Origin of the sequence: Fontisphaera persica (genome assembly GCF_024832785.1) — a bacterium.
GTDB classification, from domain to species: domain Bacteria; phylum Verrucomicrobiota; class Verrucomicrobiia; order Limisphaerales; family Fontisphaeraceae; genus Fontisphaera; species Fontisphaera persica.
The window spans coordinates 3,420,974-3,442,613 of sequence record NZ_CP116615.1 but is presented as its reverse complement, the minus strand read 5'-3'; the positions used below and the strand labels follow the sequence as shown (position 1 = coordinate 3,442,613).

The 21,640-nt window shown below is 61.8% G+C and carries 15 protein-coding genes; 7 read left to right on the top strand and 8 right to left on the bottom strand.

The window, feature by feature from the left end:
* Positions 1-87 precede the first annotated feature (87 nt).
* Both NXS98_RS12885 and NXS98_RS12880 read left to right on the top strand, forming a co-directional pair.
* Positions 88-642 carry a gamma carbonic anhydrase family protein gene (locus NXS98_RS12885; protein WP_283845416.1) on the top strand — a complete coding sequence of 185 codons (555 nt, stop codon included), beginning with the start codon at positions 88-90 and terminating at the stop codon, positions 640-642.
* A 3-nt stretch (positions 643-645) separates the two neighbouring features.
* Positions 646-1,038: a hypothetical protein gene (locus tag NXS98_RS12880; protein WP_283845415.1), complete on the top strand. Its 393-nt coding sequence runs from the start codon at positions 646-648 to the stop codon at positions 1,036-1,038.
* A 20-nt stretch (positions 1,039-1,058) separates the two neighbouring features.
* Here the strand turns inward: NXS98_RS12880 and NXS98_RS12875 are convergent, their stop codons facing one another.
* The 5 genes from NXS98_RS12875 to NXS98_RS12855 all read right to left on the bottom strand — a co-directional run bounded on the left by NXS98_RS12875 (position 1,059) and on the right by NXS98_RS12855 (position 8,263).
* The gene (locus NXS98_RS12875; RefSeq protein WP_283845414.1) at positions 1,059-2,246 is read right to left on the bottom strand and encodes an exo-beta-N-acetylmuramidase NamZ family protein; all 1,188 of its coding nucleotides are present in this window, start codon (positions 2,244-2,246) and stop codon (positions 1,059-1,061) included.
* Between the two features lie 200 nt (positions 2,247-2,446).
* A complete protein-coding gene (locus tag NXS98_RS12870) occupies positions 2,447-3,133 on the bottom strand; it encodes a 3-keto-disaccharide hydrolase (protein ID WP_283845413.1) in 687 nt (228 codons plus the stop codon).
* Between the two features lie 141 nt (positions 3,134-3,274).
* A complete protein-coding gene (locus tag NXS98_RS12865; protein ID WP_283845412.1) occupies positions 3,275-5,680 on the bottom strand; it encodes an ATP-binding protein in 2,406 nt (801 codons plus the stop codon).
* A 5-nt stretch (positions 5,681-5,685) separates the two neighbouring features.
* On the bottom strand, positions 5,686-6,294 hold the full coding sequence (locus tag NXS98_RS12860) for a YfiR family protein (RefSeq protein WP_283845411.1): 609 nt from the start codon (positions 6,292-6,294) through the stop codon (positions 5,686-5,688).
* Positions 6,295-6,301: 7 nt separating this feature from the next.
* Entirely contained in the window at positions 6,302-8,263 is a 1,962-nt protein-coding gene (locus NXS98_RS12855; RefSeq protein ID WP_283845410.1) for a TonB-dependent receptor plug domain-containing protein, read from the bottom strand.
* A gap of 310 nt (positions 8,264-8,573) precedes the next feature.
* On the opposite strand from NXS98_RS12855, the gene NXS98_RS12850 reads away from it, so the two are divergent.
* Positions 8,574-8,873, top strand: a complete 300-nt coding sequence (locus NXS98_RS12850; protein WP_283845409.1) for an ArsR/SmtB family transcription factor — start codon at positions 8,574-8,576, stop codon at positions 8,871-8,873.
* A gap of 43 nt (positions 8,874-8,916) precedes the next feature.
* Positions 8,917-10,257 (top strand): permease, encoded by a 1,341-nt coding sequence (locus tag NXS98_RS12845; protein WP_425499909.1) that lies wholly within the window; start codon positions 8,917-8,919, stop codon positions 10,255-10,257.
* Between the two features lie 44 nt (positions 10,258-10,301).
* Here the strand turns inward: NXS98_RS12845 and NXS98_RS12840 are convergent, their stop codons facing one another.
* The 3 genes from NXS98_RS12840 to rpsO all read right to left on the bottom strand — a co-directional run bounded on the left by NXS98_RS12840 (position 10,302) and on the right by rpsO (position 15,587).
* Entirely contained in the window at positions 10,302-12,500 is a 2,199-nt protein-coding gene (locus NXS98_RS12840; protein ID WP_283845408.1) for an LPS-assembly protein LptD, read from the bottom strand.
* Positions 12,501-12,736: 236 nt separating this feature from the next.
* Positions 12,737-15,094, bottom strand: a complete 2,358-nt coding sequence (pnp, locus tag NXS98_RS12835; protein WP_283845407.1) for a polyribonucleotide nucleotidyltransferase — start codon at positions 15,092-15,094, stop codon at positions 12,737-12,739.
* 238 nt (positions 15,095-15,332) lie between these two features.
* Complete coding sequence (rpsO, locus tag NXS98_RS12830) at positions 15,333-15,587, bottom strand: 30S ribosomal protein S15 (protein WP_283848174.1); 255 nt, start codon at positions 15,585-15,587, stop codon at positions 15,333-15,335.
* A gap of 220 nt (positions 15,588-15,807) precedes the next feature.
* Here rpsO and NXS98_RS12825 point away from each other — a divergent pair, with 220 nt between their 5' ends.
* The 3 genes from NXS98_RS12825 (at position 15,808) to NXS98_RS12815 (ending at position 21,551) form a co-directional block, all read left to right on the top strand.
* On the top strand, positions 15,808-17,904 hold the full coding sequence (locus NXS98_RS12825) for a beta-galactosidase (protein WP_283845406.1): 2,097 nt from the start codon (positions 15,808-15,810) through the stop codon (positions 17,902-17,904).
* A gap of 122 nt (positions 17,905-18,026) precedes the next feature.
* Positions 18,027-20,066, top strand: a complete 2,040-nt coding sequence (locus NXS98_RS12820) for an ATP-binding protein (RefSeq protein ID WP_283845405.1) — start codon at positions 18,027-18,029, stop codon at positions 20,064-20,066.
* A 51-nt stretch (positions 20,067-20,117) separates the two neighbouring features.
* A complete protein-coding gene (locus NXS98_RS12815; RefSeq protein ID WP_283845404.1) occupies positions 20,118-21,551 on the top strand; it encodes an arabinose isomerase in 1,434 nt (477 codons plus the stop codon).
* The last annotated feature ends 89 nt before the right edge of the window (positions 21,552-21,640 follow it).

Genomic DNA, 21,640 nt, shown 5'->3' with positions numbered 1-21,640 from the left:
TCAGCCGTTTTAACAGACCGAAAGTTTCACACGACGGTAACCATTTTTGGCATGGCTGGCGGGCGGGGTTTGGGGTAGGTTGAGGCCATGGATAAGTTGCACGAACAGTTGAAACAGTTTTTGCGGAAGCAACCGGTGGTGGGCCGGCAGGTGTACATTGCCAAGGGGGCCGTGGTGGTGGGCGATGTAACTTTGGGTGACCATGCCAGCGTGTGGTACAACGCCGTGCTGCGGGGAGACATTAATCGCATTGTCGTGGGCCACCATAGCAACGTGCAGGACAACGCGGTGGTGCACCTGGCCGACGAATACCCCTGCCTCATCGGCAATTACGTCACCGTGGGGCACAGCGCGATTGTGCATGCCTGCACCGTCGAGGACGAGGTGCTCATTGGCATGGGGGCGGTGATTTTGGACGGGGCGGTAATTGGGAGCCAATCCATTGTCGGCGCGGGCGCCTTGGTGACGCAGCGGACTGTGATACCGCCCGGCTCGATGGTGCTGGGGTCCCCTGCCAAGGTGGTGCGGCCGCTGACGGCGGAAGAGCGCGCCGGCTTGAAGTATTGGGCGGAGAAATACGCGGCAAATGCGGCCTACCATTTGCAGCATAAAATCAATGTGGGGAAACCCTTGAAAAGCTGAGCCATGCGTGCCGTCATTGCCGGAAAATTGTTCTGGGCCGTCCTGACGCTCGGAATGGCGCTGGCCCTTGGCGCCGGCTGCGGGGGCGCCTCACGGCGGCAGGCGGAGCGTGAGCGCGCCTTTGTGGCGGGGATGGAGCATGGCCGCCAACAGACGCAGGCCCAGCAGGCGGTGGTAAGTTTTCGCGGGCCGGTGAAGAATCCGGTGGTGCCCTGGAGCGAAGGGTTGACGCTGACCAAGGCCCTGCTGCAGGCGGAAGTCACCACCCTGGCCACGCCCCGCAATTTCCTGCTCATCCGGCAGGGACAAGTCTTTCAAATCAACCCGCGCCGATTGTTACAGGGGCAGGAGGATGTGACCTTGGAGCCGGGGGATGTGGTGGAGGTGGTGCGCTAGTCCCGCGCCCCCTGCCGTCTTCAATAGAGCAGCACACCCTGGCGCCGCCGCGCAAACTCCTCCAGGGCGGGCTGCCAGCTTTGGCGGATTTCAGCCAGCGGGCGTCCAGCCCGGATGGCCTCCAGCACGTCGCGGTCCAGCAGCAGCGTGTGGACTTTTTCGATGGCGAAATCCTTGGGATAAAGCCGGTAAAGCGTCTGGATAAGGAGCATCCCCACTTCCACCGGGCGCAAGCGGTGGCGGTCTGTGACCAGCAGATTCACTCCGCCGCAGCGTTGTCCCTTGAAGACACTGGCCGTGGGTGTGAATTGCACGGGAATGAAGCGGATTCCCGGCAGACCGGCCTGATTCAACGCCTCCGCCAGCTCCACATCGTTGATGTACGGCGCTCCCACCACTTCAAAGGGGGTGTCCGTGCCCCGGCCCACAGATACGGCAAACTCCAGCAGGCCCACGCCCGGATACAGCGCGGCCTGCGTCAGGGAGCGCATGTTGGGCGAGGGATTAATCCACGGCAGGCCGGTGGTATCATACCAATCCTCCCGCCGCCAGCCCTCCACGGGGACCACCGCCAAATCCACATGCCAGCCGCGCTCCTGCTTGAACAACCGCGCCAGCTCGCCCACCGTCAACCCGTGGCGAATGGGCAGCGCATGGAAAGCCACGAACTGCGGCTCCCCGCGATACACCGGCCCCTCGATGAGCACCCCGCCAATCGGATTGACGCGGTCCAGCACAAAGAACTTAAGCCCGGCGTTGGCGGCCGCCTCCAGACACAAACCCAGCGTGGAAATGTAAGTGTAAAAACGGCAGCCAATGTCCTGAATGTCAAATACCAGCGCATCCAGGTTTTTCAATTGTTCCGGCGCCGGTTTTTGGCGCGTCCCATAGAGGCTGTACACCGGCAGGCCGGTGCGGCTGTCCACGCCGTCCGCCACTTTTTCATCCAGCGTGCCCCGCAACCCGTGCTCGGGACTGAAGAGGGCAACCAGTTTTACGCCCGGAGCCTGATACAGCAGGTCAATCGTGGGATTGCGCTGCCGGTCCGTGCCGGTGTGATTGGTAATCAGACCAATCCGCAGCCCGCGCAAAGGCGCAAATCCTTCCCGCTTGAGCACGTCTATGCCATTGAGCACGCGCCGCGGCGCGGGGGGAGGAGTGTCCCGCGGCGGCCGGGACGCAGCCGCCGGAGCAGTAACGGAGGCCATTCTGGGGCTTTCCGTCCTTGGTTCCGTATATTGTGGCTTGGGGCCTTGGCAACCGGCCCAAAACAGCGCCGCTACCAGGCAAAAGTTATGGAGCCAGCCCCACCCTGCGGCACTCCAGCCGTCCCTTCGTCCGCCGGTGGCCCGGTGGCCCTCCCGGCAAGTCTCAGGCATGGTGGGCAGACGGCTTTTCACCCAGACCCTCAAGGCAGGGGCGTGATGCGGACATTGCGGAATTGGATTTCCTCCCCTTCCGCAGTCAGCGCAATTTTGCCGGCCACCACATCGCAGCCCACCGCGCGATTGACCGTTACCCCGTTGATTTTTTGGACGGCCGTATCCCCCTGGACCACCGCCTCAAAACGATTCCACTGCCCGGCCGGTTTTTCCATGTCGCGAAAACGCCGCAGATGCCGGAGCGTGCCAAAGGGAGTGTCGGTCAGCACACGATAACGGTCTTCCGGGCCGGTGAATACAAAACCGCGCAGCCCCCAGAAGTCCCCTGCCTGGCCCTGATTCAACTGAAACTCGAGGCTGCGGGGCCAGATGCTGTGGGCGCCCGTCAGCCGCACCAGGATGCCGCCGTGGTTCTGCGTCGCGCCGGGGGGCAGCCGCCATTCCAGCTCGATTTTGAAGTTGGTGTAGTCTTTTTCCGTAAAAAGGTACCCCTTGGGAGTGCCCCGGCAGGTGAGCACCCCGTTGGTCTCCATCCGCCACACAGCCGCCAGGGCAGTGTCGCTTTGTTCACTAAAAGACCGCCAGCCGGGAAAGTCGCCATTGGCTCCGGCCGTCAAACTGGGCGCTGCGCCGCCGCGGGGAGCCGTGGCACAACCCCACCCGCCCAACACCGCGACCACCGCCGCCAGACCCAAATAAAGTTTCATCCTCATACGGCCCAGAATGCCATCCCCGCCCCGCCTCTGCAATAGTGGAGACTCAAGCGCCAGAGCATCCCGAAAGGGGACCACGACGCAAAGGATTGAATAGCAGCCTGGGAGGCAGAGGGAGTTTGCGCGGCCCTTGATTCCCGGTCATGAACCAGGGAGTTGACCTTCGCCGTTGCCATTTCCCTTGCCCTTGCCCTTGCCATTGCCCGGTTTGCCGACTTGAGCTTCGTCAATCATCTCGCGCACCAGGCGGGCTAATTCCGCAGGTTTGAACGGCTTGGGCAGGAATTTGCAGCCGGACATCTGATGCGCATCCAAACCGGCCAGTTCCGGACTGTAGCCGCTGATGAGCAACACCGGCAACCAGGGCTTGGAGCGGCGCAATTCCTCGGCCAATTGCCGGCCGGAGATGCCGTCCGGCATGACCACATCGGTGACCACCATGTGCACATTCTCCTGCAACGCCGGCCAGAGGCGCAAGGCCGCCTTGCCACTGATGGCTTCCACCACCGAATAACCATATTTCTTCAACACGTGGCGGGCGATGCCGCGGACGGCGGGTTCATCCTCCACCAACAAGATGCATTCATTGCCGCCCCGGATGGCCGTCCGGTCATTTGCCGTCAACGGCTGGCCTTGCGGGCTGGTGGACACCGGCCAGAACACGCTGAAGGTGGTGCCCCGGCCCACCTCGCTCTCCACTTCCACCCAGCCGCCATGCAAATCCAGGATGCCGTACACCGCCGCCAGACCCAGACCGGAGCCTTTGCCCACGTCTTTGGTGGTGAAGAAGGGGTCAAAGATGCGCGGCAGCAATTCCGCCGGGATGCCGACCCCGGTATCCGCCACCTGCATCCGCACAAAACGCCCCGCCCGGGCGTGCGGATGGTGTTGCGCAAAATTCTGGTCGAATTCCACCTCCTCGGTGGCAATGGTCAGCGTCCCCCCCTGCGGCATGGCATCGCGCGCGTTCAAGGCCAAGTTGGTCAACACCTGCTCCACCATGGTGGGATCGGCCACGATGGGAGGAAGCTCCGGAGTCAGATTGAACTGGACGTTGGTTTTTTCCGTGACCACCCGTTGCAACATGCGCACGTAATCCACCAGCAACTGGTTCAAGTCCACCTCGCGGGTCTGCATGGACTGCTTCCGGCTGAAGGCCAGCAACTGCCGGGTCAGCGCGGCCGCCCGGTCCGCAGCGATGCTGATTTGCTCCAAACAATCCTTGATCACCGGGTCCAAGTTGGGTTCGCTGATGCCCAGCGAAGCGTTGGCCTGGATGATGGTGAGAATGTTGTTAAAGTCATGCGCCACGCCGGCGGCCAGTTGGCCCACGGCTTCCATCTTTTGCGCGTGGCGCAACTGGTGCTCCATCTTGGTCTGCTGGGTGGTGTCATAAACCATCACCATCAAGCAAGGCTCCTTGACCCACTCTATCACCTCAGCAAATATCCGCCCTGTGCCCGCGCGTCCCCCCTTGCCGCGCCATTGAATGTCAAATTCGCGGATGCGCCCCTTCTTCTTGGCGATTTCGGTCAGTTCCTTGATTTGGGCGGGATTGGCGTTTAATCCCAGTTCCTCAATGGTGCGGCCCAACACCTCCTCCCGCGTGTAGCCAAACAACTGGAGAAAACTTTGATTGGCCTCGACGACCCGGTGATTCTCCAGACCGCGCAGGATGATGGGTAGCGGAGAAGCACGGAAGATTTGGGCAAAGCGCTGCTCCGAGAGGCGCAATTCCTCTTCAATCTGGCGGCGCTCGATGATTTCCCGCTGCAATTCCGCAGTGCGTTCCTGCACCCGCTGCTCGAGCGTGGCCCGCGCCCGCTCCAGTTCAACGTCGCGGGATTGCACGGCCTCGAGCATGTGGTTGAAGGCGGTGACGAGCTGGCCCACCTCATCGTTGCCCGCCGGGGGGGCGCGCAAGGTGTAATTGTTGTTTTGGGAAACCTGCTGGGACAACGAGGCCAATTCCAGAATGGGCGCCATCACCGGCCGCAGCAGCCGCCGCAGGGCCAGCCAGGTGACAGCTAGGGCAAGGCTCATGGTTAAAAACATTCCCGCGGCACGGAGGCCCATCCGTGCCCAGTAGGTGTGCAGACTGCAATCCAAGACCAGCCAGCCCAAAAGTTTGTCCTGTAACTTGATGGGCTGTTCAATAACCCGATGAAATTCAAAGAGGGAGACGTGCGATGTGACAGGAGTCGGCAAGGGCCGGGCAGAGGTGGAATTCCTTTGGTATTCGCCAAAAACTTTGCGGTCTGTTTTGAGGACCCAGGCCGCTTGAATATCAGCATCCTGGCGCAAGGCACTAAGTGCTTCGCGGGCATCCTGTGCATTATCAAAGGCCAGACAAGCCGCGCATTCCTGGGCCAGGACATCAGCCAGCGCCGTGAACCGTTGCTGGGCTTCGCGGCGCATAGATGACACCTCCACCATCAGACCCGTCAACATACAGATACCAACTGCCATAAACACCATGGCCATGGTCAACCAGGCCAGCTTGCGGGCCAGGGACAAGTTCTTAAACCATGTGGCGAGGGCGGCCATAGATATTAAGGCGACTTCGGGGCGGGCGGGGAAACAATTTTGACCTGCCGCAGCAGGCGGGAGCTGAACCGAATGCGCGCCCGCTCACAGGCGGCCAGGTTGACCTCAATTTGTACCCGTTGGTCCTCCATGCCCAATCCTACCATGCCCCCATGGCGGGTGAATCCCTGGGCATCACTTATTGTAAGAATGCCCTGGCCTCTCAGGGTCTCGATGATGGAGGTCATGGAGCGCTCCGGCAAACGCTCACCCAGTACCACCAGATGGCACGAAGCTGCGTTTGAACGGGATAAGCTAGGGACTAGTTTCTGAATTGTCAATGACCCGCTGAATGAGTTTTGGGCCGACTGCAACAGGCGCTCCAAAGCGGTGATTAGGGGGCTTTCGCCCACCACGCCGATGACCAGGGGCGCGTTGGTGGACGGCGGCTCAGGCCATTCCACAAATTTGGTCAACTGACACACCACGGCGGCTTTCAATTCAGCGGCCGTGGGTCCGGCGGGTTCAGCGGCCGGCAACGGCTCCCCGTTCAACAGCGCGCAGAGCAACAACCATCCCCCCCGCCGGTGGAGAGCGACTTTTGCTGTCGTGAACTTGTGCCCATTGACCCACATGGCCGACTCAAAAGCGATACGTGAACTTCACCCGAAATTCACGGCCTGAGAACTCCATCAAAGGGCCGGAATTGGCCCAGTACTCGTCCCCCACCGGATAGGCATATTTATGCCCTAACACATTGTAAACACTGGCGGAAAATTCCAGGTTTTTGCCCAAGGGCCGGCTCCACAGTGTCAGATTCAAGAGCCAATAGTCGTTGGCCTCGACCCCCGGCATGCCGGTGGTGGTGTCGCTGGAGTAAAGGCATTCGGCATTGAGCCACCAACGATCCCGGTAAAGGGGGATGGAGAGGTGGTTTTTGACCAGGTGTTGCGGTGAATTATCCATCATCACCCCCCGCATGCGGTTGCGTTGCACCGCGTAACTGCCGCGCCAGCGCCAGCCGTGCGGCAGCCGGTATTCCAAGGCGGTTTCCAGGCCGGTGGCCCGCACATGGTCCAGGTTTTGGAATTGCAGGTAGCCGGTGCCAGGCTGGGGCTCCATGGAAATTAATTCCTCGATGCAGTAATAATAGGCGGACATCCGCAAAGCCAGCCGCCGCGTAAACTGCTGCTCCCACACCAGCTCGTAGGTAGTGATGGTTTCCGGGCGCAGGGCCGGATTAATGACATAACCGCCATCAAAGCCGTAGTACATTTCAAACACGCTGGGCGCCCGGTATGCCGTGCCATACAGGGCCTTGAAAGTTGTCCGCTGCCACGGTTGATAAATCAGGGACAGCCGCGGATTCGCCTCCGCTCCGTGCCGGCTGTGATAATCCAGGCGCCCGCCGGTGTTGAGCCGCAGGGTGCGGTGCAACAGCCATTCCACTTGGGCAAAGCCACCCGCCAGCCAATGGTCTTGATGATCATTCAGGTAGATGAAGCCCGTTTCGTCCTCATAAGACTGGTCCTGATGAAAGGCATGGTGGAGGTTGGCTCCCAGCGTGAGCACATGGCGCTCCCATAACTTGGCGTTGAATTGGACCTCCGCGCCATAATCCTGGCCAACCGCTCGATCGTCGGCGCGAATGCCCCCGTAAGGATACCAGCCAAGGTAGCGATAATAGTTGTAATAACCCCGGGCCGTCAGCCGCCTGTCCTCATCCCACGAGTGATCCCACTTGACCTCCAGATATCCATATTGCTCCTCCCATTCTGCCCGGGGATCCCCTGGATCACTGGCATAAACCCCGCTGGGAATGCCATTGGGTGCACGGCTGACGGCGGCGCTCAAGGACCAGTCCCGCCAGCTTAGTGAGCTAAAAAAGCGCGCCGTTTCCACGGAGTCTCGCCGCCGCGAAGTCCAGACCTTGCCGGTGGCGTCGGTGAAGGTCAATTGCCGGGGTCCGGGGTCGTAGCCATAGTCGCCCGAGAGCAGCAGTTCCACCCCGGAATTGGTAAAATACTGGCCGTAAGTAAAGCGTCCATGGCCGGAGACATGGCTGCCCATGCTGGCTGAGGCTTCCATGCCGCCGATGTCCCGGCCTTTTTTAGTGATAACATTGATGACCCCAAAAAAGGCGTTGTTGCCATACATCGCCGCTCCAGGGCCGGGAATTACCTCAATGCGCTCAATCAAGTCCAAGTCCACGGGAAACTCCGGCCCAATGGGCGCGCTGTCGTAAATGGCGTTGTTCAAACGGTGCCCGTTGATGAGCAGGAGGTAACGGGAATTATAATCTCCGGGCCGGTTGAAGCCGCGCGCTCCCAGGTACCAGAAATCCCGGTCATTGGTGGTGTACAACCCGGGCACACTGTTCAAAGCATCCGACAATGTGCGCCAGCCATTCTTCTGAATATCCTCGGCGGTCAAAAGGGTCACCGCCGAAGGCGCTTCACGAGTGGGTTGCCGCCGACGTGAGGCCCCTTCCACCGTGGCCGCCCGCATTTGCAGCAACTGCTCGAGCTCCAGTTCCAATAGCGCAGGCCCTCCTGCCGTTGCCGGAGCCGGAGGATTGGTATCCGCCACCATGGGAGCGGCCACGGCACAAAAAGCCAAAAATACCAGTGCCCGGACTTGAACACTAATAAAGCTGCTGCCAGTCTTAGACTGCCAATAATTCATGAGTGAGGCATAATTTTCTTCTGCCCCAGTTTCTCTTTCGGCAGGAAAGGAAGGAAACTTGAGGTATTTTCAGCGGACTTCTTTTGGAGAGGGTCCGAACATACTTAACGAAAAGGCCCAAAAGCCTCGGAAGGTGGCGCTCCAACCTTTAGCCACACTTTCGGTGCAAAAGGAGAAACTTGGGGTCAAGACTTGACATTATTAGCCAATTAGCTAAGTTTGTCATGTAATGAACAATACGCCCAAACCGGCGGATTTTAAGCGACAAGCCCTCGTCTTCAAGGCCCTGGCGCATCCCGGGCGCCTGCTCATGGTCACGGAATTGTCCAAAGGCGAGCGCTGTGTGTGCGAGCTGGCCAAACTGGTCGGCAGCGAGATGCCCACCGTTTCCCGTCATCTTTCTTTATTGAAACATGCGGGCATTGTGGAGGATGAAAAACGGGGGACGCAGGTCTTTTACCGGCTGGTGACGCCTTGCGTGATGAACTTTTTCCAATGCTTAGCGGCCGTGCAAGAGGGGCGGAAATAATTTTTTATCCTATATTATGCTATTTTGCTAATTAACTAATAATATGTCTTCCATTAAATTGCAGGTTGAGTCAGCCGGCGAAGTACGCGGCAAGGAGATGAAAATCCTCGCCGCGTTTTTGGCGGCATTTCTGCTTTTGTATTTTCTGCCGGTGGAGGAGCCGCGGGTGGAGCGGGCCTGGCAGGAGGGCCTGGCCATGACCGGGTGGTATGCTCGGGAGCACGTGCTCCTGTGTCTCATTCCGGCCCTGTTCATCGCGGGCGGCATCAGTGTCTTTGTCAATCAGGCGGCGGTGATGCGGTATCTGGGGCCGGCGGCGCCCAAGCCCCTGGCTTATGGCGTGGCCTCGGTTTCCGGCAGCATTTTGGCCGTATGCTCCTGCACCGTGCTGCCGCTTTTTGGCGGCATCTGGCAGCGCGGAGCCGGGCTGGGGCCAGCCATTGCGTTTTTGTATTCCGGGCCGGCCATCAACATCCTGGCGGTCATTTTAACGGCGCGGGTTTTGGGCTGGTCCCTTGGCGTGGGCCGGGCGGTGGGGGCGGTGTGGTTCAGCGTGGTGATTGGTTTGGGCATGCATCTGTTATTCCGCCGCGAGGAACGCGCCCGCGCCCGGGCATCCGCACGCCTGCCGCGTCCGGAGGCAAGGCGGTCCCTGGCGCAAAATGCCGGTTTTTTTTCGCTCATGGCTGCGGTGCTAATCTTTGCCAATTGGAGCAAGCCGGCAGAAACAACTGGATGGGTGGCGGCGGTGCATGAATGGAAATGGGCTTTAACTGCGCTCAGTGCCGCGGGGTTGGGCGTGGTTTTGGGGCTGTGGTTTGGCTTCGCGTGGCGGAGTTTGGCCATCACGGCGGCAGGAGTCGCCATCCTGGCCTGGTCTTTTCCCGCCTCGCCCGCCGTGGCTTTTGCTGCGGGCAGCGCCGGCCTGGCAATCTTGTGTTGGCGGCATCCGGGCGAAGGCCGCGCCTGGCTGGATGCCACCTGGGCGCTGGCCAAACAGATTTTTCCCTTGTTGCTGGCAGGGGTGTTTGCGGCGGGCGTTCTCCTGGGGCGGCCGGGGCACGAAGGGCTGATTCCCTCGGCCTGGGTACAACAGGCGGTGGGCGGCAATTCTCTATGGGCCAATGCTGCCGCGGCCGTGGTGGGAGCTTTCATGTATTTTGCGACCCTGACCGAGGTCCCCATCCTGCAGGGTTTGTTGGGATCAGGGATGGGGCAAGGCCCGGCGCTGGCGCTGCTGTTGGCTGGACCCGCGTTGTCGCTGCCCAGCATGCTGGTATTGCGCCAGATTCTGGGGACGCGGAAAACGGTGGCCTATGTGGTCATGGTCATCGTTTTTGCAACGGTCAGCGGCCTGCTTTTTGGCGCGTTAAGGACCCCTTGATGACCGCCTGAGTGCCCCTTGGCTTGATTTTGAGCGGCCCAACCTTAATAACCGCTCAACAAATATGCAGGCCGGTCAGCGTCCTGGCCGACTTTATAACGGGGGAACGCCTTGAGGGAGAGGGTGAAAGCGATGGTGAAATCGTCGCCGCGGAGGCGTTCATCACGCCAGCGCAAGGCCAGCGCCATCGTCCAACTCCGCATGTCCCGATAGACCGTATAAGTTTGCTCCTCCATGCGCCCGTCGCGGCCCTCAAAGTGGTGGGTGGCGCGGAAGGCCCAGTTTTCACTGAGCCGGTAAAAGATGCTGGAAAAGTACAGGTTTTGCTCAAGGTACTGCGGATAGGCCGGGTCAAACCGCAGGTAACGGTTGCCGAGGGTGACGGTCCAGCGGTCGCCCGGCAGAAGGGTAAGCCGGTGGGTTAGTTCGCGGAGGTTTCCGGCGTTGGGGTCCACGCGCAATTCCTGGCTGAGAACAATCCAGGAGCGGGGCAGGAATTCCACCTCGGAATAGACCTCGCTGAAGCGGCTTTGCCCGGCGCGCGGGTCCAGCCGCCAGTCGGTGAAGACGGCCCAATAAAAGAAGTTCTCGATGCCGCCATGGCGCTTGGTTTGCAACCGGTTGCGCACGCCCAGGCGAAGGACGTTCTGGCTGTCAATGGAGTCAATGGCGTGGTAGTCGGGAAAGTCAAGCGGCAGCAGGCGATACGAGCCTAACTCATAATCAAACTGGGGCAGCAACGGCACCCGCCGGCTGGGGGTGGGCACAAAGGCATAATTGAGGCTCGGCTCAATGATGTGCCGCAGCCCGTTCAAGTCGAGCAGGCGGTTGCGCAGGCCGGGCCAGAGACGGTGGGCGCGGGTGGAAAACTCCACGCCCGTGTTGAATACCAGCCGGCCATGCTCGCGGGTCACACCGCCCGGACCGCCGGCGGCGCTGTAATGCGTGGCCCGCCCGCCCACGCGCGGAGTGACCTGCAGCCAGCCAAAGTAAGTCAGCGGCAGCACGAGCTGGTGATAGGTATCGCCTCGCCAGGCATCGTAATCCAGGTTGACGGGGTCGGCAAACTGGCGGCGATACCAGCCAAAGGAGCTGTCGCTTTCATAATAGAAAGGGGACTCGCCCAGACGCTGCCGCAGGCCGGTAAGCCGCAGCTCGGGCAGGCGCTCCACCGTTTCAAAGGCATTGACCAGTTGCGGTTGGGCCAGCACATCCAGGCTCCAGTTGCGCCAGAGTTTGTTGACCTCGAAAAAGGAGCTGGGCTGGACGTTGCTCTGGTAGTCGCGCTCGAAAAAGTCATGCAAAAACAGGCCGTCGGACTGATACCGCAAGGCCAGCCGGGCCGTCAGGTCATTGGTGAATTCCGCCCGGTGCAAATACCACAACCGATGCCGGTCCGGATTCAGCGGCAAATTGTACCCATTGGCCAGTACGTCTTCATCGTACGCGTAGTAGTATTTGAATTCGCCCTCCCCCCACGGTCCGAGGTGAAGATTGACATCCGGGCCGCCGCCCCAGCCGCGGCGCGTGCGGTAATCGAGGTGGAGGGCGCCGTCCAGCCGGTCATTCAGAATCCAGTTGTAGCTGCCCAGCAGGTACGCGCCGTAACGGCTGCGGTATCCGGGTACGAAACTGAAATAATTGGGATGCCGCGTCAGGTTGCGTTCGTAGCGGGGAAGGTACAGGATGGGCACTTTGCCCACGTACAAGGTGGCTCCGCGGGCCTCGATGCGCTGGCCGGGGACGATGGTTAACTTGCGGGCCTTGATGCGATAGGCCGGCTCGGCGTAATCATCGGTGGTAAGGTAAGCGCCCTGGGTTTGAAAGACCTGGTTGGAGTGGTCCGTGATGACCAAATCCCCCGCCGCCAGATAGGGGCCGTGCTTGGTGCGGAAGTCATTCGCATACACCCGCTTGTTGAGATAGTCATAGGTGATGCTTTCCCCGGTCCATGTCTGGCCCTCCGACTCCACCCGCACCGCACCATCGGCGAGAATGAGCCCGCGCGCTTCAAAAATGTGCGCACGGCGGGCGGTGACAATGGCCGTGCCATACCGCACAATGATGCCTCCATCGGCCATGGCCAGATTTTTGGCGGGATCAAAGAAAAACTCGCCGTCCGGGCTTTGAGCTTCAATGAGGATTTGCGGGGCGGGGTTGGTGGGATGGGCCTCGGCGGCATGCAGCCCCAACCCGCCTGCCAGCAACCCAAAACTCAAGCACCATGCCAGTCGCCAGTTCATGTGCGGCTCACGCTAAGCAAAGCGGGGGCGCGTGCCAAGCGCGGAATTGAGGGGGCCAGGCGAGCCGGGGCAGTTTATGTTTTTCCCCGGTGTGTTTTCTCATGCGCCTGTGGCAGGGCCACGGTGAGCCAGCCCGCCATGCGGTTGGTGTTGCCGTGGCCGCGTGGAAAAAAACAGCCCTCCCCAATACCAGGCCAGGGGAGGGCTGCTGCTGAAATCAGGCTTCCGGACGGTGTTTAATCGTCACGCCGGTGATGCCCGCGGCCACCGCCATGGCGGCCGCGCCCGCCGCCGCCACCGCCGCCGCGCGGGGGACGTCCACCCCCGCCTCGCGGGGCCTGGCGCTCACGGCGCTCCGGACGTTCCCGGCGTTCCGCATCCTGCGGCTGGGCATCCGTGTACTCGGATTGTTCTTCAGCCGCTTCGGTGGCGGCTGCGGCGTCATCGGGAGCGGGAGCGCCTTCCTGGCCTTCGGCCATCATGCGGTCGCGCTCGGCCATGGCGGCCTTGCGCGAAAGGCGCACGCGGCCTTTTTCGTCCACGCCCAGGCACTTGACCATGATTTCGTCGCCCAGCTTGACGATGTCCTCGGTCTGCTTGACGCGGAAATTGGCCAGCTCGCTGATGTGGCAGAGGCCGTCTTTGCCGGGCAGGAATTCGACAAAGCAGCCAAAATCCTTGATGGTGACCACCTTGCCCCGGTAAATCTTGCCCACCTCCGCCTCGGCCGTCATGCCCATGATGGCCTCGCGGGCAATCTTCATGCCCTCGGCGCTGGTGGAGTAGATGTTGACCGTGCCGTCGTCCTCGATGTTGATTTCGCAGCCGGACTCCTCGACGATGCGCTTGATGTTCTTGCCGCCGGGGCCAATCAGCGCGCCGATTTTCTCCGGATTAATCTTCAACGTCTCGATGCGCGGCGCGTACTTGCTCAGCTCCGGCCGTGGCGCGGCGAGCACCTTGCTCATTTCGCCCAGGATGTACAGCCGCCCGGCCTTGGCGCGCTCGAGGGCCTCGGCCATGAGCTGATGCGGCAGGCCTTTGAGTTTGAGGTCCAACTGGAAGCCGGTGATGCCGTTGACCGTGCCCGCAATCTTGCAATCCATGTCGCAAAAGGCGTCCTCCCACCCGATGATGTCGGTCAGCAGCTCGTAGCGGCGGATGGCGCCCTGGGCGTCCATCTCCGTGCACAGGCCGATGCTGATGCCCGCCACGGGACGTTGCAATGGCACGCCCGCATCCATCAACGCCAGGCTGGCGCCGCACACCGTGGCCATGCTGGTGGAGCCGTTGGATTCCATGATTTCGCTGGTGACGCGGATGGCGTACGGATAGTTCTCCAGCGGCAACAGCGGCTCGATGCTCCGCTCCGCCAGCGCCCCGTGCCCAATCTCCCGCCGGCCCGGTCCGCTGATGCGCCCGGTTTCGCCCACGCTGAAATTGGGGAAGTTGTAGTGCAGGAGGAAGCGCTTGGTGGTATCGCCGCCGGCGTAGGCGTCGAATTCCTGGGCGTCTTCGCTGGTCCCCAGCGTGGCCAGGGTCACCGCCTGGGTCTCGCCCCGGCAAAACAGAGCCGAGCCATGGGCGCGGGGCAGCAGTCCCACCTCGCACGAAATGGGGCGAATCTGGTCAAACGGCCGGCCGTCCAGCCGCTTCTTCTCATTCAAGATGAGACCGCGCACCGCTTCCTTCTGGATGTAGTAGAAAGCGTCGTTGATGACAAATTCCGTGACCTTCTCCGCGCCAAATTGCTCCACGAGTTTCGCGCCCACTTCATCCTGCACCGCTTTGACGGCGGCTTCCCGGGCGAGTTTGCCGGGGGTCAGCAGCGCGGGCACGATTTTATCGCCCGCCAATTGTTTGGCCGCCTGGAGGATTTCCTCGGGCACCACCTGCACCGTGATGGAGCGCTTGGGCTTGCCGGCGCGGGCCGTCAGCTCCTTCTGGGCGGCGATGAGCGGCTGAATGGCTTCGTGGCCAAACTTCAGGGCGGCCATGAAATCGGCCTCGCTGATTTCCTTGGCCGAGCCTTCAAACATGACCAGCTCGGTCTCGCTGCCCACATAAACCATGTCCAAATCGCTCTGGTCGCGCTCCTGATGGGTGGGGTTGGCAATCCACTGGCCGTTCACGCGGCCAACGCGCACGGCGCCCAACGGGCCGTCCCAGGGGATGTCGCTGACCATCAGGGCCGCCGAAGCGCCAATGACACTCAGAATGTCCGGGTCATTTTCGCCATCGGCGCTGAGCAGGATGCTCTGCACCTGGACTTCATTGAACCAACCCTTGGGGAACAGGGGCCGGATGGGCCGGTCCGTCAACCGGCTGGTGAGGATTTCCTTCTCCGTGGGGCGGCCTTCACGTTTGAAATAGCCCCCGGGAAAACGGCCGGCGGCGGCCGCTTTCTCGCGGTAATCCACGGTGAGGGGGAAGAAATCCTGGCCTTCCTTGGCCTTGGTGGCGGCCACGGCCGCCACGATGACGATGGTTTCTCCCAGTTGAACAGTTACGGCGCCGTCGGCCTGTTTGGCCAGTTTGCCAGTTTCGATGTGAATCGGACGGTTGCCCACTTGGGCGGTTACTTTCTCTGCCATGTTGTAACTTCAACCGCCAGGGCCGGGGTACTTCGTTCAACATCCATCACTCCGGCAGGGGAGTGGCTGCTGAAGGAAATGCCTCGGCTGGCGGTTGCTTCTTTCTATGTCTCGTGACGTTCGTTTGTTTCTGGAAACGGGCCGTTTTGGTCACGTTGCAAAACGGCCCGCCCCCCCAAAAAACTGGTGTTGCACCGGAACCGGGCAGGCACACGCCAGCCCGGACCGGCACCGGCGCTTACCGGCGCAGCTTCAGCTTCTTGGTCACTGCCTGATACCGGGCGGCATCGGTCTGGTGGAGATAGTCCAGCAACCGCCGGCGCTGTCCCACCATCATCAACAACCCGCGGCGCGAGCTGTGATCCTTCTTGTGCTTCTGCAAATGCTCCGTCAACTGATTAATGCGCTCGGTCAACAGCGCAATTTGCACATCCGCCGACCCGGTATCTTTGTCGTGCAGCTTAAATTTCTCAATGGTCTTGCTCTTGTCCATATCGGCTTCCGACCGCGCTCGCGGTCTGCTTCTCAAGTTTCTATTCCAGCTTCGTTAACTTCAATAAAGTGACAAAATAACCATATCCCCAACCCCCTGTAAAGTTTAATCGGCGGAAAATTGACGGCCCCCACCCGCCGCCGCCAGCTTCAACCGGCCGGCCCCGCGCCGCCTCTGCTTTTCACTGGCCAGCCGCCGGGCGCGGCTTATCATCGGGGGCATGACCACGTCAAGCCGCTATGCCCTGGGTTGCGCCGCTGTATTGCTCGGCGCCCTCCACCTCGCCCACCCGGCCGCCGTGCCGGCCCCGCCGCCGTTGACGTTATGGGACTTTGCCCGTCCCTTTAATGCGTCGCTCATCACCGCCACCGATGCCCAAATGACGCCTCAGCCGGGGCGCGCGCTGGCTGTGGTGACCGGCACCCAGCATCCCTATCCCGGCATCACCCTCAAAGCCCCGCAAGAACGCTGGGATTTAAGCCGGTATCGCACCGTGGAGGTATCCCTCAAAAACACGGGTACCAACGCCGTCACCGTCAACTGCCGGGTGGACAACCCCGGGGCGGATGGACGGAAGAACTGCGCCAACGGCTCCTTGCGGCTGGAGCCAGGGGCCGCCGGCGTCTTGACCGTGGCGCTCAGCGCCACGCCGTGGCGGCTGTCCGAACCGCTCGAACTCATCGGCATGCGCGGCGCCCCCGGACAGGAGGAACGCCTCAACCCCGCCAACGTCACGCAAATCCTCCTCTTTGTGGCCAACCCCAAAACCCCGCACCGTTTTGAAGTCTCCACCCTCCGCGCCGCCGGCGGCGTCACGGTGCTGGACGCCAAAAAGTTCATCCCTTTCATTGACGAGTTTGGCCAGTTCATTCACGCGGACTGGCCCGGCAAGATTCAATCCGTGGCCGATTTTGCCGCGCGGGCCAAAGCCGAGGCGGCCGAGCTGGAAAAAATGCCCGGCCCCCCGCAGCGCAATGCTTACGGCGGCTATACCGGCGGGCCCCAGCTCAAGGCCACGGGCTTTTTCCGCGTGGAAAAATACCAGGGCAAATGGTGGCTGGTGGACCCCGAAGGCCGTTTGTTCTGGTCCCATGGCATGGATTGCGTGACTCCCTCCTCCAGCACCCCCATTACTGACCGCGAGCACTACTTCCGCCAGTTGCCTCCGCCGGACAGCCCTGCCGGCCGGTTTTATGGCTGGGGCGGCAGCGCGCCGCACGGGTACTACAAGGACAAACCCCGCTTTCGCACCTATGACTTCGCGCAAGCCAATTTGTTGTTGAAGTACGGCGAAAACTGGCCCCAGGTCCACGCGGACATCAGCCATCGGCGCCTGCGCAGTTGGGGCATGAACACCATCGCCAACTGGTCGGACGCCGCCATTTATGAAATGCGCCGCACCCCGTACACGGCCAACCTGAGCTTCCGCTCCAAACTGCTCGAAGGCTCCTCCGGTTACTGGGGCAAATTCCCGGACGTGTTTGACCCGGAATTCGCCCAGGGCATTCGGACGGCCGCCGAACGCCAGCGCGGACGCGCGGCAGGGGACCCCTGGTGCATTGGCTTTTTTGTGCACAATGAGCTGAACTGGGGCGATGACACCTCGCTGGCCGTGGCGGCGTTGCAATCCCCGCCGGAACAGGCCGCCAAGCGCGCCTTCCTCGAGGACTTGCAGGCGAAGTACGGGACGATTGAAAAATTGAATGCCGCCTGGGAAGCCCAGTACACCTCCTGGGAGCATCTGCGCCTGAGCACCAACCGCCCGAATGTAAAGGCGGCGGGAGCCGATTTGCGGGCCTTTTACACGCGCTTTGCCGAGACGTATTTCCGGGTCATCCGCGACGCCCTGAGGGAAGTCGCGCCCCACCAGTTGTATTTGGGCTGCCGCTTTGCGTGGGTCAATGAGGCGGCGGCGCTGGCGGCGGCCAAATATTGCGATGTGGTGAGCTACAACCGTTACGATTACAGCGTGGCCAACCACCGCCTGCCCCAGAATGTGGACCGGCCCACAATCATTGGGGAGTTTCACTTTGGCGCGCTGGACCGCGGCATGTTCCATACCGGTTTGAAGCCCACCGCCAGCCAGGCGGACCGCGCCCGGCAATACGCCGAATATGTGCGCGGCGCCCTGCGCAATCCCCAAATCGTGGGCACCCACTGGTTCCAATACCGCGACCAGGCCACCACCGGCCGCTTTGATGGAGAAAATTACCAGATTGGTTTTGTGGATATTGCCGATACCCCTTATCCGGAAACCATCCGGGCCTGCCGGGAGGTGGGCTATGACATGTACCGGATTCGCCTGGCGGAAAAATAAACTGATGCAAAAACGAAGTTTTCCTGATTGCCACGCCGCCCCGGATGGTTTTTAGTTGGATAACCAAAGCATGTGGGATTTCGTGCACACACATTAACTGTAAAGCAGGCGGGGGTGAAATGATGAAAACATTATTAGTGGTGGGCCAGCTCCCCAGCCTGGCCCAAGCCGTGGAGGCGGCTGTGGAGGCCACCCGTTACCGGGTGGTGCATCGAACAGATTTGGCCGAGGCTGCCCCCTTGCTCAGCCACGGACTGGCCGAAGTGTGCCTGGTGGACGCCGACGTGGCCGAAGTCCAGGGGTTGTGGCAAATCGAAAAACTGCGCCAGCAATTCCCGCAGGTGCCGGTCATCGTTTATTGCAGCCAGCAGCCCTGGGCCTTTGAGGAAGAGGCCTATCTGCACGGGGTGTCCCATGTGCTCGTCAAGCCCGTGCGGGCGCGGCTCTTGAACGCCGTGCTGGACCGGGTGCTCCAGGAAAACGCGCCCCACCCACCGCGTCCCGCCCCCGCGCCCGCCGCCGCCGTCATGCCCCGGCCGGCGGCTCCCCCGCCTGCCGCGCCGCCGCCCACCCTCGATACGGTGCAGGTGCGGGCGTGGCAGTTGCTGCGTGATTTTTCCGCCGTTCTGACCCATTCCCTCTGTGCCGAAGCCCTGATGCGGCAGTTCCTCCAATTTTTGCGGGAAAACCTCGGCATCAACCGCGCCGCCGTCTTCCTGCGCGCGCCGCCGGTGGTCTTTGGGCAAAATGTGGCGGCCACGGAGCGCGAAGCCCTCCGCTGCGCTGGCGCGGTGGGCTTGCCGACGGGGTTGCTCGACCATTTCCAACTTTCCCTGGCCAGCGGCACCGGGGGATTCATTGCCAAAACCGGGCGCATCCTGCGCAAGGAATCCGGCGAAGCCCTGCAGGACCCCGAAATCCTCAAGGAACTGGAGGTCCTGGGCGCCCAGGTCGCCGTGCCGATGATGGACCGCGATGCGCTGGTGGGCGTGGCGGTGTTTGACGGGCACCTGACCGGAGAAAGCCTCTCCAACGACGAGCTGGAATTGATTTACCACCTGCTGGGCGAACTGGGCCTGACCATTCGCAACATCTGGTTGCACGAGCAACTGGCGGCCAATCATGCGATTGTCAGCGAGATTTTGCAGCAGCTCAACAGCGCCTGCGTGGTGGTGGCGCGCGACCTCACCGTCTTGCAGGCCAATAAAAAGGCCCGCACCCTGTTCCAGCGCGGCACTTCCCGCCCGGGCGAATTTGAATTCAGCGAATTGCCCCAGATGCTTGGCAGCAAGGTGTTTCTCGCCCTCAAGACCGGCTCGGGCGTGGCGCCCTTCCGCTACCATCCGCCGGAGCGCCCCGGAGCGGTGTACAGCGTGAGCATCACCCCCTTCTACAAGGAAGAACAGTCCCAGCCCAGCGCCGTGCTGTTGTTGGTGGATGACCTGACGGAAACCGAACAGGTCCAGCGCCTGGAGCGCGAAAATGAGCGGCTGCAACTGCTGCGCGAAGTCTCCGCGCGGCTGTCGCACGAAATCGGCAACGCCCTGGTGCCGCTCTCCATCCATCAACAGTTGCTGGCCGAGAAATATGACCAGCCGGAATTCCGCGCCTCGCTCGACCAGGCCCTGGCGGACGGTGTGCGCCGCATTGTCCGCCTGGTGGCCCAAATGAAACTCATGACCCGCGAGCGCCCGGAGCAGGGCGAGTCCATCCCGCTGGAGTCCCTGCTCCAGGAAGCCAGCCTTCAGGCGCAGCAGCATTGCGGCATCCGGGCGCGGCAAATCCACCTGGAGCCGCTTTCCAAGCCGGTGTTTGTGCAAGGCGATCGGTCGGCCTTGCGCGATGCCCTGGCGGAAGTGCTGCTGAATGCCTTGCAGGCCAATCCCCAAAGCCCGGAGGTGTGGATTCGCGCGCGGCTGGAATCGGCCACGGAGGGACCTTACGTCAGCATCGAAGTCCGCGATAATGGGGCCGGCTTTGCGCCAGAGGCGCTGGCCCGCTTGCACGAGCCTTTCTTCACCACCCGCACCGCGGGGCTGGGGTTGGGGCTGACGGTGTGCCGCCGGGTCATTGAAGGCCATCGCGGACGGCTGGAAGTGCCCGTGGAAAGCGAATCCCCGGGCGGCTGTGTGCGCATCAAACTGCCCCTGATGACTAATTAGCCGCGCCCACGCCCGGCAGCCGGCGGGCGGCCCCTTGGCCCTCCTCCTCCCATGCGCCCTAGTTATCCCCTCAAAGTCGGTTTGTTCGGCATCGGCCTGGAAGCCTACTGGCCCCAGTTCAAGGGCTTGAAACGCCGGCTCCTCGGCTATCTGCGCCTCGTCGAGCAACGCCTTCAACGCCCCGGGGTGGAGCTGGTCTCCCTGGGCCTGGTGGATACTCCCGAAAAAGCCCTGGCGGCCGGCCATCAATTCCGGCAGGCGGATGTGGACGTCCTCTTCCTCTACGTCACCACCTACGCGCTTTCCTCCACCGTCCTGCCCGTCGTGCAGCGCGCCCGCGTGCCGGTCATCATCCTCAATTTGCAACCGGGCGACGCCCTGGATTATGCCTGGTTCAACCAACTGGGCGACCGCACGCGCATGACCGGCGAATGGCTGGCCTGGTGCTCGGCCTGTCCGGTGCCGGAAATGGCCAATGTGTTCAAGCGCGCCGGCATTCGTTTCCATCAGATCACCGGCCGCCTTACGGGCGATCCCGCCGTCGAGCGGGAGCTGGAGGAATGGCTCGAAGCCGCCCGCGTGGCCCATATCCTGGCCCACAACCGCGTGGGTCTGATGGGCCATTATTATGGTGGCATGCTGGACATTGCCTCCGATTTGACCACGCATTGCGCCTGCTTTGGCAATCACTTCGAGCATCTGGAAGTGGATGAATTGAGCGCCCTGCGCCGCAGCGTCACCGCCCGCCAAATCCAGCGCCGCGTGGCGGAGTTTCACCAGCACTTCGACATCGAGCCGGATTGTCCGCCCGCCGAGCTGGAGCGGGCGGCGCGGACCTCGGTGGCCCTGGACCAACTGGTGGCGCGCCATCGGCTCGGCGCCCTGGCCTACTACTACATGGGCAGCGGCAACCCGGAAAACGAGGACGCCATCAGCTCCATTATTCTGGGCAATTCCCTGCTCACCGCCCGCGGCGTGCCCGTGGCCGGCGAGTACGAGGTGAAAAACGTCCAGGCCATGAAAATCATGGATGCCTTCGGCGCCGGCGGCTCCTTCACCGAATACTACGCCGTGGATTACCGGGATGACGTGGTGCTGATGGGCCACGACGGCCCGGGGCACATTGCCATTGCCGAAGGCAAAACCAGGGTCCGCCCCCTGCGGGTCTATCATGGCAAGGTGGGCCGCGGGCTTTCCGTCGAAATGAGCGTGCGCCACGGCCCCGTGACTTTGTTGTCCGTCGTCGAAGACGGAGCCGGCCGCCTGAAGTTTCTCATCGCGGAAGGAGAGTCGGTGGCGGGGCCGATTTTGGAAATCGGCAACACCAACAGCCGTTACCGGTTCAGCCTGGGGGCGCGGCGGTTCATGGAGGCGTGGAATGCCCACGGGCCGGCCCATCATTGCGCCGTGGGCGTAGGGCACCTGGCCAGCAAACTTGAGAAGCTGGGACGGCTGTTGGATTTGGAAGTGGCCAAAGTGTGTTAGCCTTTCTTCCGCTCGGGGGACGCGGCGGTTGTAAAATTTTCCTTGAATGAGGAAGAAGTTTGGCGCGTCATAATCTTGGCAATAATAAA